Source organism: Streptomyces sp. NPDC053665, assembly GCF_055585285.1.
The window spans coordinates 163,163-177,710 of sequence record NZ_JBVJKK010000003.1; the positions used below are offsets into that span (position 1 = coordinate 163,163).

Here is a 14,548-nt window from a genome sequence, read left to right on the forward strand (position 1 = left end):
GGGGGGTTGTCCACAGCCCCGCACATCTTCCGCCGACGGCCCGCAAGATGAACCCATGACCGCGATCGAGCAGTCGCCGAGCCCGACGACCACCACGCCCACCGACGACTCAACTGACAGACCCGGCCTCATACAGCCACAGGGGCCCGCTCACCGTTGACGACGCAGCCGCTCACCCCATGGGCGGAAGCACGACTCGCCGACGCCGCCGACGCGAGGCCCCCGGCTTCACGCGCCGCCGGCCCCGGACACGGATCCGTTCCCGCCCCACCGCCGCCGCACCCCGTACGCGACGGCCCCCACCGCCAGCACGCCCGCACCCACGGCCACGGACCCGCCCGGCAGCGCAAACGCCAGCACCACACACCCGACCAGCCCCACCGCCGGCACCACCCGCGCCACCGACGACGAATCGAGCGTCCACGCCGACGCGTTGGCCACGGCGTAGTACGCGAGCACACCGAAGGAGGAGAACCCGATCGCGCCTCTGACGTCCACCGTGGCGGCCAGCAGGGCGACCACCGTGCCCACCGCCAACTCCGCCCGGTGCGGCACCCGGAACCGGGGATGAACCGCGGCCAGCGCCACCGGCAGGTGCCGGTCCCTGGCCATGGCCAACGTGGTCCTCGACACCCCCAGGATCAGCGCGAGCAGCGAACCCAGCGCGGCCACGGCGGCCCCGACCCGCACCACCGGCACGAGCCCCGGCACACCGGCGGCCCGCACCGCGTCCGCCAGTGGTGCCGTCGCGCTCCCCAGCCCACCGACCCCTAGAACCGAGAGGACAGCCACCGCCACACACGCGTACACGACCAGCGCGATGCCCAGGGCCAAGGGAATCGCCCGGGGGACGGTCCGTGCCGGGTCACGGACCTCCTCGCCCAGGGTCGCGATCCGGGCGTACCCCGCGAACGCGAAGAACAGCAGGCCGGCCGCCTGCAACACCCCGTCCACCCCACCCGACGCCCCGATGCGCAGCCGCGCGGCATCGGACTCACCCGACACCAGACACGCGACCACCACGGAAGCGAGGACGGCCAGGACCACCGCCACGATCACCCGCGTGAGCCACGCGGACTTCTGCAGACCTCCGTAGTTCACCGCGGTCAGCGCCACCACGGCGGCGACGGCCACCGTGTGCGCCTGCCCCGGCCAGACGTACGCGCCCACGGTGAGCGCCATGGCCGCGCAGGAGGCCGTCTTCCCGACCACGAAGGACCAGCCCGCCAGATATCCCCAGAACGGCCCGAGCCGTTCGCGCCCGTACACATACGTGCCACCGGACGCGGGGTAGAGGGCGGCGAGGCGAGCCGACGACATGGCGTTGCAGTAGGCGACCACCGCGGCGACGGCGAGCCCGAGGAGCAGCCCCGACCCGGCCGCGTGGGCCGCGGGCGCGAGGGCGGCGAAGATCCCCGCCCCCACCATCGAACCGAGTCCGACCACCACGGCGTCGCCCACACCCAGGGTGCGGCGCAGTTCTGAACCGGAGGCTGTCACGCGTCGCACCCTACTGACCACCGCAACCGGTGGATGTCCCGCGGACGTCCTCCCCGTCAAGACGGCATGAACGCGCGCGGCAACGACGACGCGCTCGCGGACGCCGTGGCACCACCCGAGACAGCCGGCCGCCCGGGAGCAAGCTCACGGAGCCGGGGTCGTGCGGGCACAGCGTGAAAGGGCAGGTTCACGGCATGACCATCGTCAGCTGGATCATCCTGGGACTGTTGGCCGGAGCCATCGCGAAGTTCCTGCTGCCGGGCCGCGACCCGGGCGGTCTCATCGGCACGACCCTGATCGGCATAGCGGGCGCGTTCATCGGCGGCTGGATATCGGCCCGCTGGATGGACCATCCGATCACCAAGGACTTCTACGACGGCACGACCTGGGCCGCGGCGATCGGCGGATCGCTGGTGCTGCTCATCGCCTACCGCCTCCTGTTCGGTCACTCCCGGGACTGACCGGGGCAGGCCCCCACCGCGCCCGACGACCGGGGTGGCCGTGTTCGCGGGAGCAGGAAGGGTGGGCGCCGGAACGGACACCCACCCTTTGCTCCTCCGCTTCCGGGCCGGAGGGCCGGCCCGGCAGCCGGACCTACCGGTAGTTCACGAACTGCATCGCGAAGTCGTAGTCCTTGCCCTTGAGCAGGTTGATGACGGTCTGCAGGTCGTCACGGCTCTTGGAGCTGACCCGCAGCTCCTCGCCCTGCACCTGCGCCTTCACGCCCTTGGGGCCCTCGTCACGGATGGTCTTCGCGACCTTCTTCGCGTTCTCCTGGGAGATGCCCTCCTTGATCGACGCGAAGATCTTGTACTCCTTGCCGGAGAGCTGGGGCTCGTCCGCGTCCAGGGCCTTCAGCGAGATGCCCCGCTTGATCAGCTTGGACTGGAAGACGTCGAGGATGGCCTTCACCCGGTCCTCGGAGTTCGCCTCCATGAGGATCTTCTCGCCGGACCACGAGATCGAGGCACCCACGCCCTTGAAGTCGTAGCGCTGCGAGATCTCCTTGGCGGCCTGGTTGAGTGCGTTGTCGACCTCCTGCCGCTCGACCTTCGAGACGATGTCGAAACTGGAGTCGGCCATGTCCTGTGGCTCCTTGTATCGGGGTGCGTGTCGTGCGTACGGCGTGTGTGGGGGGTGCGGCAGGAACCGTTCCGGGCCCGGGCCGCATCCGGACAAGCCTAGCCACCCCCGGCCCTCCGAGCGCAGATCAATCGGGTGGCGAAGCACCCCTCCGCATCGGGTATTGTTTACGTCGTTGCCACGGAGCGCCGCGGAAAGCGGCTCGACGGGCAGCAAACCCCGGCGGTGTGCCCGAGCGGCCAAAGGGAGCAGACTGTAAATCTGCCGGCTCAGCCTTCCCAGGTTCGAATCCTGGCGCCGCCACACATGAGGAAGCCCCTCTGGACTCAGTCCGGAGGGGCTTCTTCGTGTTGCGCTCACGGCAGGCTGGTGTGGCCTACGTCACTCATGCGCCCACGTTCCCCGGGAGCACCGGACACAGCAAAGGCGAGGAGTCCTGCTCCTCGCCACTCTCAACGTATAGCGCGAGGGGGCTCTTGCGGCAAGCCCCCCGTGTTGTCGGAGAATCCTCGGCCTGAAGCAGGAATGGGCGGAAAAGGGGGGTTCGCGTGTACGACGTGATCATCGTCGGTGGGGGGCCGACCGGCATGCTGCTGGCCGGGGAGCTGCGGCTGCACGGACTGGACGTCGTGGTGCTGGAGAGGCTGGCCGAGCCGACCGGGCAGGCCCGCGCGCTCGGCCTGCACGTCCGCAGCATCGAGATCCTGGACCAGCGCGGACTGCTGGAGCGTTTCCTGGCGCAGGGCAAGAAGATCGAGAACGGTGGCATCTTCGCCGGTCTGACCAAGCCGTGGCCGCAGCGGCTGGACACCGCGCACGGGTACATGCTCGGCATCCCGCAGACCGTCACCGAGCGGCTGCTGACCGAGCACGCCGCCGGGGCCGGTGCCGAGATCCGCCGCGCCTGCGAGCTGGTCGGACTGAGCCAGGACGAGGACGGTGTGACGGCCGAACTGTCCGGCGGCGCACGGCTGCGCTCACGCTGGCTCGTGGGCTGCGACGGCGGCCGCAGCACGGTGCGCAAGCTGCTGGGCGTCGGCTTCCCCGGTGAGCCCAGCCGGACCGAGACGCTGCTGGGCGAGATGGAGCTGACCGCGTCGCCGGAGGAGGTGGCGGCGGTGACGGCCGAGGTCCGAAAGACGCAGTTCCGGTTCGGTGCCATGCCGCTCGGGACGGGGACGTACCGGGTCATCGTGCCGGCGGAGGGAGTGGCCGAGGACCGTACGGCTCCGCCTACCCTGGAGGAGTTCAGGCGGCAGTTGCGGGCGTACGGCGGCACCGACTTCGGGGCGCACGCACCGCGCTGGCTCTCCCGCTTCGGCGACGCGACGAGGCTGGCCGACCGCTACCGCACCGGCCGTGTCCTGCTGGCCGGCGACGCCGCGCACATCCATCCGCCGACCGGCGGCCAGGGCCTCAACCTCGGCCTGCAGGACGCGTTCAATCTCGGCTGGAAACTCGCCGCACACGCACGCGGATGGGCGCCGGAGGGATTGCTCGACAGCTACCACCTGGAGCGCCACCCCGTGGCCGCCGCCGTACTGGACAACACCCGTGCGCAGATGCAATTGCTGGCACCCGAGCCGGGCGCGCAGGCCGTGCGCCGGTTGCTGGCCGAACTCATGGACTTCGAGGCGGTGAACCGGCACCTGATCGAGAAGATCGCGGCGATCTCCGTCCGCTACGACTTCGGCGCGGGCCACGACCTGCTCGGCCGGCGGCTGCGGGACGTGCGGCTGGCCAACGGCCGCCTCTACGAGCGGATGCACGACGGCAGAGGACTGCTGCTGGACCGGACCGGCGGCAAACTGTCCCCTGCGGGCTGGACGGACCGGGTCGGCCAGGTGGTCGACGGCGGTGCGGAACTCGACGTTCCCGCCGTGCTGTTGCGCCCGGACGGCCATGTGGCCTGGGTCGGTGAGGATCAACTCGGGCTGGAGGAACAGTTGCTGCGGTGGTTCGGCCCGGCTCGGCCATGAGCCGGCCCCAACGCGAGGACCACGACCGCCGGGCGGGGCGAGCGGCTCCTCGCCCCACCCGTCACCGGCCGTGGCTCACCCGCCGACCCGCCCGCCGTCCCTGGCCGGTTCCTCCGGTACGGCCCGCGTCCCGCCCGCCGCCTGCTGCGCGCCGGCCGCCCCCGAACTCCCCACCCGCTGGCGGGGAATGAACGAGGCCACGGCGAACGCCAGCAGCGCGGCCCCCGCTCCGATGGCGAGGACGACCTTGAAGCCGTTCTCGGACGGCAGGACGGCCGCTCCGAAGGGGGTCGTGAGCTGAGCGAGGATCACCCCGGCCACCGCGCTCGCCGTCGACGTGCCGATGGACCGCATCAGCGTGTTGAGGCTGTTGGCGGCGCCCGTCTCCGAGGCCGGCACCGCGCCCATGATGAGCGCGGGCATCGCACCGTAGGTGAAGCCGATACCGGCTCCGATGACACACGTGACGAGCACGAAGTGCCACAGCTCGGACATGAGAGCGATGTTCAGCCCGTAGCCCGCGGCCACGATCAGGGCGCCCACCATCAGCGTGCTCTTGGGGCCCTTGGCCTTGGACAGCGCGGCCGACACCGGTGCCGTGGCCATCATCACCAGCCCCGACGGCGCCATCGTCAGCCCCGCCACCAGCAGTGACCTGCCCAGCCCGTAGCCGGTCGCCTCGGGCAACTGGAGGAGCTGCGGGATCACCAGGGACATCGCGAACATGGCGAACCCGACGGCGATGGAGGCGAGGTTGGTGACCAGGACCTGACGGCGTGCGGTGGTCCGCAGGTCGACCAGCGGTTCCTCGACCCGCAGCTCCCACCAGCCCCAGACCAGCAGGACGACCACGGCCGTCGCGAACAGCCCGAGCGTGGTGCCGCTGCTCCATCCCCAGTCCGCGCCCTTGGAGACGGCCAGCAGCAGGGACACCAGCCCGGCCGCCATGCCGACGCCGCCGACCAGGTCGAAACGGCCGCCGGTGCGCACCCGCGACTCGGGCACGACGACCGGCACCAGCACCAGGGCGACCGCGCCCAGCGCGGCCGAGGCCCAGAACAGCGCGTGCCAGTCGAAGTTGTCCGCGATCAGCGCGGCGGCGGGCAGCCCGAGAGCGCCGCCGACACCGAGTGAGGCGCTCATCAGGGCCGTTGCGGAGCCCAGCCGTTCGGCGGGCAGTTCGTCGCGCATGATGCTGATGCCGAGCGGGATCACGCCGGACGCCAGCCCTTGCAGTGCCCGGCCGACGACCATCGGCGCGAGCGAGTCGCTGAGCGCGGCCGTCACCGATCCGGCCACCAGCATGACGAGGCTGACCAGCAGCATCCGGCGCTTGCCGTACATGTCGCCGAGCCGGCCGATCACCGGTGTGGCGACGGCGGCGGCGAGCAGCGTGGCGGTGACGGCCCACGCGGTGTCGGACGCGGGGGCGTTCAGCAGCCGGGGCAGGTCGGGGACGATCGGGATGACCAGGGTCTGCATCAGCGAGACCACGATCCCGCCGAAGGCCAGGGCCGCGACGACCGCGTCGGCCCGCGGCGCGGCGGATCTCCCGTCCTCGGCGGGGCGGGACAGGGCTGAGGGCATGGCCGAGCCTCCATAAGCGTGCAGGGGGGCAGCAGTGACCCGCACAAGCTAAGCCTATTGATTGACTTAAGCAACTGGATGAGTCGCGCGGGGCCCGCACCACGAGGCGCCCTCCGGCGTGCACCGCGTAGCGCCCTTCGGCGTGCACCGCGAGGCGCCCTCCGGCGTGCACCGCGAAGCGCCCTCCGCCACGCGGCACACTGGCCTCATGTCCTCACGCCGCAGGTTCTGCCCCGAGTGCCGCCGCGAGATCGCCGTCGTCGCCGGGCGGTACGCGCGCCACGACCCGCCCGGAGCGCGCGAGCACGGCGAACTCACCTCGTGCCCCGGCTCCCGCCGCCCGGCCCTCCCGGGCCCGGAGCAACCGTCCCTGGACGGTTACGTGGTGCCGGACTTTCCCGGCCAACTGCCCCTGTTCTGACGGCGCGAAGGCGTCACCCGCCGCAGCGGCCGCGACTGTCGCGACGGCCACCCGCCGCAGCAGCCGCGCCCGCCCGAACCGTCAGTTCCCCGCCACCGACTTGACCGCCACCGACACCGGCGCGGATCCGCTGATCAGCTCCAGGGTCAGCCCGGCGGTCGCCGGGGTGTCGACCAGCTCCGCGAGCACCGCGGCCACGTCGTCGCGCGGGATCGGCCCCCGCCCCGTGCGGGCCTCCAGCCGCACCAGCCCGGTACCGGCGTCGTCCGTGAGCCGGCCGGGGCGCAGGATCGTCCAGTCCAGGGCGTCCAGGCCGCGCACATGGGCGTCCGCCTCGCCCTTGGCGCGCAGGTAGACGTCGAAGATCTCGTCGCCCGCGTGATCCGGGTCGGCCCCCATGGACGACACGATCACGAACCGGCGAACGCCCGCCTGCACCGCCGCGTCCGCGAAGAGGACGGCCGCGTCCTTGTCGACCGTGCCCTTGCGGTTCACGCCGCTGCCGGGGCCCGCACCGGCCGCGAAGACCGCGGCGTCGGCGCCCCGCAGCCGCTCGGCGACCTCGTCGACGGACGCCGACTCCAGGTCGAGCACGACCGGTTCGGCACCCGCCTGCCGCAGATCGTCGGCCTGCTCGGCCTTGCGGATGATGCCCGCCACCTCGTCCCCGCGCGCGGCGAGCAACCGCTCCAGCCGCAACGCGATCTGACCATGACCACCAGCGATGACAATGCGCATGTCTTCGACCGTACGCCCGGACAGCCCCGTCCGCCGCACGACTTGACCGCACCCCCGCGCCTCCACACCCCCGAGCCCCCGCACGCCCGCACGCGCCCCGGGCTTCCTCGTCCCCCCGTGCCCCGCCCCCTACGACACGTCCCCCCGCCCCTGACGCGGCAGTCCCAGTTCCACGGAACCGGTGGAACTGCAGTACTCCCGCACCGCGCTGGTACGCGCCACCACACGCCCCCGGTGCACGACCACACGGCTGTACGCGAGCGAGAGCGCCCCGGCCAGGCGGTCCCCGCGCACCGCCAGCAACTCGGCCGGGAAACCGGCCTCCACCCGCACCTCGGGGAGCCCCAGCACGGCCCGCGCCGAGGAACTCACCGCGTCGTACGCCCCCTCCGGGGACAGCCCGTAGCGCGAGGCCAGCAGATAGGCCGCCTCCAGCGGGTCGCCGCGTCCCACGGGGTTCGAGACGTCCCGCAGGGCACCGCTCCCGGCCGCGACCCGCACCCCGGCCGCCCGCAGCAGCCGCACCGGCGCGGCGCCCCGGCGGTCCACACCGCCGCAACCGCCCTGCGGCAGGCACACCACGGTCACGCCGGCCGCCGCCAGCTGGTCGGCGGTCCGCGAGGCCACCTCGGACGGCAGCCGCCCCAGGTCACCGCAGGGGCTGAGCGTCACGCCGGGGCGCAGCCCGCCCGCCATGGCGGCGAGCCGGGCCAGCCGGGCCGGGTCACCCGCGTCCGTGTGCAGGTCGACCGGGCAGCCGTGTTCGGAGGCGACCTCCAGGACCGCCTCCACGTAGCCCGTCGGATCGGGGTCGAGGTCGGGCCGGCCGCCCACCACCGAGGCGCCCATCTTCACCGCGTCCCGCAGCACCGCCAGCCCGTCGGCCCCGGCCACGCCGGTCAGCACCCGGGGCACCGCCACGGTCGTCAGCTCCGCGAGCCCCCGCAGTGCCCGGCCGGCCTGGAGCACGGCCGCCAGCGAGCCCAGCCCCTGGACGTCCCCCACGCGCACGTGCGCCCGCACCGCCGTCGCCCCGTGCCCGAGCTGGAGCAGCGCGGCCTCGATGGCCCGGCGCTGGACGTCTTCGGGTTCGTACGAGACCGGGCCCTCGCTGTCGGCCGACAGGGCCGTGTCGGCGTGGGCGTGCGGTTCGGCCGGGGCCGGCAGGAGCAGATAGCCGCCGAGGTCCACCCGGGCCCCGCACGCGCGTGTGCCGCCGCCCGCCCGCAGGCTGCCCGCCGTGCCGACCGCCTCGATGCGCCCGCCGACCAGCTGCACGTCCACGGTCCGGCCGTCGGTGAGCCGCGCCCCGCACAGCAGCAGCGGCGCGGGACCGGCCGGGCCGGGCGAGGAGGACGGGGGAGGGGGCGGCTGCGGCCGGCTGTCGGGCATCGCACTCCAGGGGCTCGGGCTGCGTGCGGGAGGACGCGTGATCACGCAGAGTGAGACGAGCCTAGGGCGGCCTCCCGCCCGTGTCGGGGAGGAGCGCAATAGTCGTACCGGTGTGGTCCGCCGGGCCCTCGGCAGGCCGGTCCGTGCGGTCTGCCGCCATGGATCCGGGCGCGCACCGGGCCGCCGGGAGGGCGGTCGGGGTGCAGGGGGCGGAAGCCTCGAAACGGATTTGGGCGAACGGCGGGCGACCGTGTAATGTCTTCATCGCTCGCCCCAATAGCTCAGTCGGCAGAGCGTCTCCATGGTAAGGAGAAGGTCAACGGTTCGATTCCGTTTTGGGGCTCTGGTGTGAGAGGTTCCCGTCGCAAGGCGGGGCCCGATCGCATCACAGCGGTGTAGCTCAGTCGGTAGAGCAAGCGGCTCATAATCGCTGTGTCACCGGTTCAAGTCCGGTCACCGCTACTGACAGTAGCCGATTGCGGGGTCGGTCCTTCAATCGGCTACTCTTTCCTGCGTTAATACCATCAATCCGTTCGTCAAGGAGCACTCACGTGGCTGCCACCGACGTCCGCCCGAAGATCACGCTGGCCTGCGTGGAGTGCAAGGAGCGGAACTACATCACCAAGAAGAACCGGCGTAACAACCCGGACCGTCTTGAGATGAAGAAGCACTGCCCGCGTTGCAACGCGCACACCGCGCACCGCGAAACGCGATAAATCAGGCTCGTACACGAGGCCGTTCCCGAGTGATCGGGGGCGGCCTCGCGTCGTTGTACGACTCGTACCGGTCAGCAGAGCAACCAGGAGGTACCGGGCCATGGCGCTCGACCAGTCCTTCGTGGGGCGGACGTACCCGCCCACAGCGCCCTACGAGGTGGGCCGCGAGAAGATCCGTGAGTTCGCCGAGGCGGTCGGGGACGCCAACCCGGCGTACACGGACGCGGAGGCCGCCAAGGCGCTCGGCCACCCGGACGTGATCGCCCCGCCGACCTTCGTCTTCGCGATCACCTTCAAGGCCGCGGGCGAGGTCGTGCAGGACCCGCAGCTCGGCCTGGATTACAGCCGCGTCGTGCACGGCGACCAGAAGTTCGCCTACCGCCGCCCGGTCCGCGCCGGGGACCGGCTCACGGTCACCTCGACCATCGAGGCGATCAAGTCCCTCGCGGGCAACGACATCCTGGACATCCGCGGCGAGGTCCACGACGAGGCCGGCGAGCACGTCGTGACCGCCTGGACCAAGCTCGTGGCCCGCGCGGCCGAGGAGGCGTGAGCGATCCCATGACGGCGAAGATCTCCTGGTCCGACGTCGAGGTCGGCACCGAACTGCCCGCCCGGACCTTCCCCGTGACCCGTGCCACCCTCGTGCAGTACGCGGGTGCCTCCGGCGACTTCAACCCGATCCACTGGAACGAGAAGTTCGCCCGGGAGGTCGGCCTGCCGGACGTCATCGCGCACGGCATGTTCACCATGGCCGAGGCGATCCGCGTCGTCACGGACTGGGCCGGCGACCCGGGCGCGGTCGTCGAGTACGGCGTGCGCTTCACCAAGCCGGTCGTCGTGCCGAACGACGACCGCGGCGCCGAGATCGAGGTCAACGGCAAGGTCGCGGCCAAGCTCGACGACAACACGGTCCGCGTCGACCTGACGGCGACCAGCGCCGGGCAGAAGGTCCTGGGCATGTCCCGGGCGGTCGTACGACTGGCCTGAGCGCAGAAGAGTGCAGGTGAGGGGCGCTTTCCGCCAGGGGCGCCCCTCTGCCGCCTCCCGGGCCGCAACCGACCGGCCGCCTCCTCTTGACTTGGTTAGTGATTGAGCACTAACTTCGTATGCATGGCCAGGATGAGTGCGGAAGAACGGCGCGAGAGCGTCATCCGGGCGGCGACGACCGAGTTCGCCCGGGGTGGCTACCACGGCACCTCGACCGAGGCGATCGCCCGGCGGGTCGGCGTCTCCCAGCCCTATCTCTTCCGGCTGTTCCCGGGCAAGAAGGCGATCTTCCTCGCGGCGGTCGAACGCTGCATCGAGGACACCATCCGCACCTTCGAGGAGGCCTCGCGGGGTCTCCACGGAGAAGAGGCCCTGCACGCCATGGGCAACGCGTACACCAAGGTCATCGAGGAGCGCCCCGAGCGGCTCATGATGCAGATGCAGATGTACGTCGCCGTGAAGGCCGCCGAGGAGGAGGGCGACCACGAGTTCGGTGAGTCGGTGCGCGACGGCTGGATGCGGCTGTGGGACACCGTGCACGTGCCACTCGGCGCGGACGCCGGCGAGACGACGGTCTTCATGGCGTACGGGATGCTCATCAACTGCCTGGTGGCCATGGGATTTCCGGCCGGGCACCGCGTCTGGGAGGGCATGTACCCCTCGGTGCGCGCCACGGGCCGGCCGGAGCACTGACCGGGAAGGGCGAGGAGTCGGCGCCTTCCTGTGACCGCGAAAGTTAGTAATCAATAACTAATTGATCAACGCGCGATTCGTTCTTGGGGGAGCGATGTCACAGCAGACCGCACGTCGCGGGGGAGCCGGCTGGGCCCTCGTCATCACCAGCGTCGCCGGATTCATGGCGGCCCTCGACAACCTCGTCGTCACCACCGCCCTGCCCTCCATCCGCGAGGACCTCGGGGGTGGACTGCACGACCTGGAATGGACCGTGAGCGCCTACACGCTCACCTTCGCCGTCCTGCTGATGTTCGGCGCGGCCCTCGGTGACCGCTTCGGCCGCAGGCGCCTCTTCATCGCCGGCCTCACCGTCTTCACCGGCGCGTCGGCCGCCGCCGCCATGGCACCGGGCATCGACTCCCTGATCGCCGCCCGCGCGGTCCAGGGCGCGGGCGCGGCGGTGATGATGCCGCTGACGCTCACCCTGCTGACCGCCGCCGTGCCCGCCGCCAAGCGCGGCATGGCTTACGGCATATGGGGCGCCGTCAACGGCCTCGCCGTCGCCTCCGGACCACTGGTCGGCGGCACCCTCACCGAGCACATCTCCTGGCAGTGGATCTTCTGGCTGAACGTCCCGCTCGGCCTGGCCCTGCTTCCCCTGGCCCGCCTCCGCCTCGCCGAGTCCCACGGCACCGGCGCCCCGCTCGACGTCCCGGGCACCCTGCTCGCCAGCGGCGGCCTGTTCGGCATCGTCTACGGCCTGGTGCGGGGGCCCGCCGACGGCTGGACCTCGTCCCTGGTCCTGACCGGGCTGGTCGCGGGCGGAGCCCTGCTCGTCGCCTTCGTCCTCTACAGCATGCGCGCCAAGAACCCGATGCTGCCGATGCGGCTGTTCCGCTCGCGGGCGTTCTCCGGCATCAACGCGGCGAGCCTGCTGATGTTCCTCGGCATGTTCGGCTCGATCTTCCTGCTCAGCCAGTACATGCAGGGCGTCCTCGGCTACTCGCCCACCGAGGCGGGTCTGAGGATGCTGCCCTGGACCGGCATGCCGATGCTGGTCGCCCCGCTCGCCGGCATCATGGCCGACCGCATCGGCGGCCGCCCGGTCGTCGCCACCGGCCTGTTCCTCCAGGCTCTGGGCCTGGGCTACATGTCGGTCGTGGCCACCACGGACGCCTCCTACACCGCGCAACTGCCCGCCCTGATCATCAGCGGCGTCGGCATGGCCCTGTTCTTCGCCCCCGCCTCCCACCTGGTGATGTCCAGCGTCCGACCGCAGGAGCAGGGCATCGCCTCCGGCGCCAACAACGCCATGCGGGAGGTCGGCGGAGCGCTCGGTGTCGCCGTGATGGCCTCGATCTTCGCGGCCCAGGGCGGCTACGAGACCGGCCAGACCTTCGTCGACGGCATGCGCCCCGCCCTGGTCACCGGCTCCGCGGTGGTCGCCCTGGCAGGTGTCGCCGCCCTGCTGATCCCGACCCGCCGCCGGACCGAACGGCAGGCCGCACCGGCCGAACCGGAACCGGTGCTCGAGACGGCCTCCCACTGACCCCGCACGGACCCGACAAGGAGAAGCGGCCATGCCGACCCTTCCCTGGACCGTCCCGCACCCCCCGCCACCCGGCACCGAGGTGTACGTCTTCGCCTCCCGCTTCGAGACCCGCACCCTGTGGGGAGCGCTCAGGTTCCTCGCCGGAACGCCCGGCGTGTGGCGGCAGATCCGCCGCAGCCCCGGCGCCTACGGGGCGACCCTGCGGGCGAGGCCGTTGAAGCGGACCTTCTGGACCCTGTCGGCCTGGGAGTCCAAGGACGCCCTGCACACCTTCGCCCGCGCGGGCGCACACGGACCGGCCTCCCAGGGCCTGGCCCCGCAGATGAAGGACTCCGCCTTCACCGCCTGGCAGGCGAACAGCGACGACCTGCCCGTCACCTGGCCCGAGGCGCTCCGCCGGCTGCCCTGACGACCACCACGCGTGCGTGCGGCCCCGTTCCCCGCGGAACGGGGCCGCACGCACGCGTGCCGATCCCCTCGGCGCCGTCTCGTAGTCTTGGGCCCGTGCAGGAACTCCACGACGCCCCCCTCGCCCCCCTGACCACCTTCCGGCTGGGCGGCCCCGCGACCCGGCTGGTCACCGCCACCACCGACGACGAAGTGATCGCCGTCGTCCGTGAAGCGGACGAGACGGGCACCCCGCTGCTGGTCATCGGCGGCGGGTCGAACCTGGTCATCGGCGACAAGGGCTTCGACGGCACCGCCCTCGTCATCGCCACGAAGGGCTTCTCCCTCGACGGCACCACCCTGGAACTGGCCGCCGGCGAGGTGTGGACCGACGCGGTCGCCCGCACGGTGGAGGCGGGCCTGGCCGGCATCGAGTGCCTGGCCGGCATCCCCGGCTCGGCCGGTGCGACGCCGATCCAGAACGTGGGGGCGTACGGGCAGGAGGTCTCCGCCACGATCACCGAGGTCGTCGCCTACGACCGCCGCACCGGCGAGACGGTCACCCTCTCCAACGAGGAGTGCGCTTTCTCCTACCGCCACAGCCGCTTCAAGTCCGATCCCGAGCACTACGTCGTCCTGCGCGTCCGCTTCGCCTTGGAGGACGCCGAGGGCCTCTCCGCCCCCCTCCGCTACGCCGAGACGGCCCGCGCCCTCGGGGTGGAACCGGGCGACCGCGTGCCCCTCGCGCAGGCCCGTGAGACGGTGCTCAAGCTGCGCGCCGGCAAGGGCATGGTCCTGGACCCCGAGGACCACGACACCTGGTCGGCGGGCTCCTTCTTCACCAACCCGATCCTCACGGACGCCGATTTCGAGACGTTCCGCGCCCGCGTGCGCGACCGGCTCGGCGACGGGGCCGAGCCGCCCGCCTACCCGGCCGGTGAGGGACGCACCAAGACCTCCGCCGCCTGGCTGATCGACAAGGCCGGCTTCACGAAGGGCTACGGCGAGGGCCCGGCCCGCATCTCCACGAAGCACACCCTGGCCCTCACCAACCGGGGCAGCGCGACCACCGAGGACCTCCTGGCCCTGGCCCGCGAGGTCGTGGCCGGAGTCCACGAGGCGTTCGGCATCACCCTGGTTAACGAGCCGGTGACCGTCGGAGTCAGCCTGTAGGCACCGGGCGCTGCTACCGAGGCCGGGTGGGTCCGCAGCCCGGCGTTGCGGGGTGAGGCCGCGCCCACCCTCCCCCAAGCTCTCGGCTTCGCTCGAGCAGGGGGGACCCCCATCGCCCTAAGCGGCACGCATGCCCGCGGGGGGGAGGGGACCGGCGCAGCAGGCGCGCGGCGTCGATGCCGAGGCCCGGCGGGCCCGCAACCCGGCGTCGCGGCGACCACGGCGTTGATGCTGAAGCCCGGTAGGCCCGCAACCCGGCGTAGCGAGGTGCCGCCGCGCCCACCCGTGCCGCCCCTAGCGGCACGCATGCCCGCAGCGGCGGGACAGCCGCGGTACGACGCAAGGGGACGTGTCG

15 protein-coding genes and 3 tRNA genes are annotated in these 14,548 nt (G+C 72.1%); 13 read left to right on the forward strand and 5 right to left on the reverse strand.

Features of this window, described 5'->3' with window-relative positions:
* Positions 1 to 228 precede the first annotated feature (228 nt).
* Positions 229 to 1,500 (reverse strand): APC family permease, encoded by a 1,272-nt coding sequence (locus tag ACZ6ZN_RS13660; RefSeq protein WP_469645971.1) that lies wholly within the window; start codon positions 1,498 to 1,500, stop codon positions 229 to 231.
* 194 nt (positions 1,501 to 1,694) lie between these two features.
* Between ACZ6ZN_RS13660 and ACZ6ZN_RS13665 the strand changes: the two genes are divergently transcribed.
* Positions 1,695 to 1,961, forward strand: coding sequence for a GlsB/YeaQ/YmgE family stress response membrane protein (locus ACZ6ZN_RS13665; protein WP_376329182.1), 267 nt, complete (start codon positions 1,695 to 1,697; stop codon positions 1,959 to 1,961).
* Positions 1,962 to 2,094: 133 nt separating this feature from the next.
* On the opposite strand, the gene ACZ6ZN_RS13670 is transcribed toward ACZ6ZN_RS13665, so the two are convergent.
* On the reverse strand, positions 2,095 to 2,583 hold the full coding sequence (locus ACZ6ZN_RS13670; RefSeq protein ID WP_451878273.1) for a YajQ family cyclic di-GMP-binding protein: 489 nt from the start codon (positions 2,581 to 2,583) through the stop codon (positions 2,095 to 2,097).
* A gap of 221 nt (positions 2,584 to 2,804) precedes the next feature.
* Here ACZ6ZN_RS13670 and ACZ6ZN_RS13675 point away from each other — a divergent pair.
* A tRNA-Tyr gene (locus ACZ6ZN_RS13675) sits at positions 2,805 to 2,886 on the forward strand.
* Positions 2,887 to 3,131: 245 nt separating this feature from the next.
* Positions 3,132 to 4,562 carry a rifampin monooxygenase gene (gene rox, locus ACZ6ZN_RS13680; RefSeq protein ID WP_469645976.1) on the forward strand — a complete coding sequence of 477 codons (1,431 nt, stop codon included), beginning with the start codon at positions 3,132 to 3,134 and terminating at the stop codon, positions 4,560 to 4,562.
* Positions 4,563 to 4,637: 75 nt separating this feature from the next.
* On the opposite strand, the gene ACZ6ZN_RS13685 is transcribed toward rox, so the two are convergent.
* A complete protein-coding gene (locus tag ACZ6ZN_RS13685) occupies positions 4,638 to 6,149 on the reverse strand; it encodes an MFS transporter (protein ID WP_469645979.1) in 1,512 nt (503 codons plus the stop codon).
* 208 nt (positions 6,150 to 6,357) lie between these two features.
* Between ACZ6ZN_RS13685 and ACZ6ZN_RS13690 the strand changes: the two genes are divergently transcribed.
* Complete coding sequence (locus ACZ6ZN_RS13690) at positions 6,358 to 6,570, forward strand: hypothetical protein (RefSeq protein ID WP_398107061.1); 213 nt, start codon at positions 6,358 to 6,360, stop codon at positions 6,568 to 6,570.
* A gap of 81 nt (positions 6,571 to 6,651) precedes the next feature.
* On the opposite strand, the gene ACZ6ZN_RS13695 is transcribed toward ACZ6ZN_RS13690, so the two are convergent.
* On the reverse strand, positions 6,652 to 7,308 hold the full coding sequence (locus ACZ6ZN_RS13695; protein WP_469645982.1) for an SDR family oxidoreductase: 657 nt from the start codon (positions 7,306 to 7,308) through the stop codon (positions 6,652 to 6,654).
* 129 nt (positions 7,309 to 7,437) lie between these two features.
* Positions 7,438 to 8,700, reverse strand: a complete 1,263-nt coding sequence (locus ACZ6ZN_RS13700) for an amidohydrolase family protein (RefSeq protein WP_469645984.1) — start codon at positions 8,698 to 8,700, stop codon at positions 7,438 to 7,440.
* Between the two features lie 270 nt (positions 8,701 to 8,970).
* Between ACZ6ZN_RS13700 and ACZ6ZN_RS13705 the strand changes: the two genes are divergently transcribed.
* The 9 genes from ACZ6ZN_RS13705 to ACZ6ZN_RS13745 all read left to right on the forward strand — a co-directional run bounded on the left by ACZ6ZN_RS13705 (position 8,971) and on the right by ACZ6ZN_RS13745 (position 14,193).
* Positions 8,971 to 9,043, forward strand: a tRNA-Thr gene (locus ACZ6ZN_RS13705).
* A 46-nt stretch (positions 9,044 to 9,089) separates the two neighbouring features.
* Positions 9,090 to 9,162 (forward strand) — tRNA-Met (locus tag ACZ6ZN_RS13710).
* A gap of 89 nt (positions 9,163 to 9,251) precedes the next feature.
* The gene (rpmG, locus tag ACZ6ZN_RS13715; RefSeq protein WP_003948671.1) at positions 9,252 to 9,416 is read left to right on the forward strand and encodes a 50S ribosomal protein L33; all 165 of its coding nucleotides are present in this window, start codon (positions 9,252 to 9,254) and stop codon (positions 9,414 to 9,416) included.
* A 100-nt stretch (positions 9,417 to 9,516) separates the two neighbouring features.
* Positions 9,517 to 9,969: an FAS1-like dehydratase domain-containing protein gene (locus ACZ6ZN_RS13720; RefSeq protein WP_369195954.1), complete on the forward strand. Its 453-nt coding sequence runs from the start codon at positions 9,517 to 9,519 to the stop codon at positions 9,967 to 9,969.
* A gap of 8 nt (positions 9,970 to 9,977) precedes the next feature.
* Positions 9,978 to 10,406, forward strand: coding sequence for a MaoC family dehydratase (locus ACZ6ZN_RS13725; protein ID WP_469646893.1), 429 nt, complete (start codon positions 9,978 to 9,980; stop codon positions 10,404 to 10,406).
* Between the two features lie 123 nt (positions 10,407 to 10,529).
* A complete protein-coding gene (locus ACZ6ZN_RS13730; RefSeq protein ID WP_398107058.1) occupies positions 10,530 to 11,099 on the forward strand; it encodes a TetR/AcrR family transcriptional regulator in 570 nt (189 codons plus the stop codon).
* A 94-nt stretch (positions 11,100 to 11,193) separates the two neighbouring features.
* Positions 11,194 to 12,630 (forward strand): MFS transporter, encoded by a 1,437-nt coding sequence (locus tag ACZ6ZN_RS13735; protein ID WP_469645987.1) that lies wholly within the window; start codon positions 11,194 to 11,196, stop codon positions 12,628 to 12,630.
* A gap of 31 nt (positions 12,631 to 12,661) precedes the next feature.
* On the forward strand, positions 12,662 to 13,042 hold the full coding sequence (locus ACZ6ZN_RS13740; protein ID WP_451878279.1) for a DUF3291 domain-containing protein: 381 nt from the start codon (positions 12,662 to 12,664) through the stop codon (positions 13,040 to 13,042).
* A gap of 95 nt (positions 13,043 to 13,137) precedes the next feature.
* Positions 13,138 to 14,193 carry a UDP-N-acetylmuramate dehydrogenase gene (locus ACZ6ZN_RS13745; RefSeq protein ID WP_469645990.1) on the forward strand — a complete coding sequence of 352 codons (1,056 nt, stop codon included), beginning with the start codon at positions 13,138 to 13,140 and terminating at the stop codon, positions 14,191 to 14,193.
* Positions 14,194 to 14,548 lie beyond the last annotated feature (355 nt).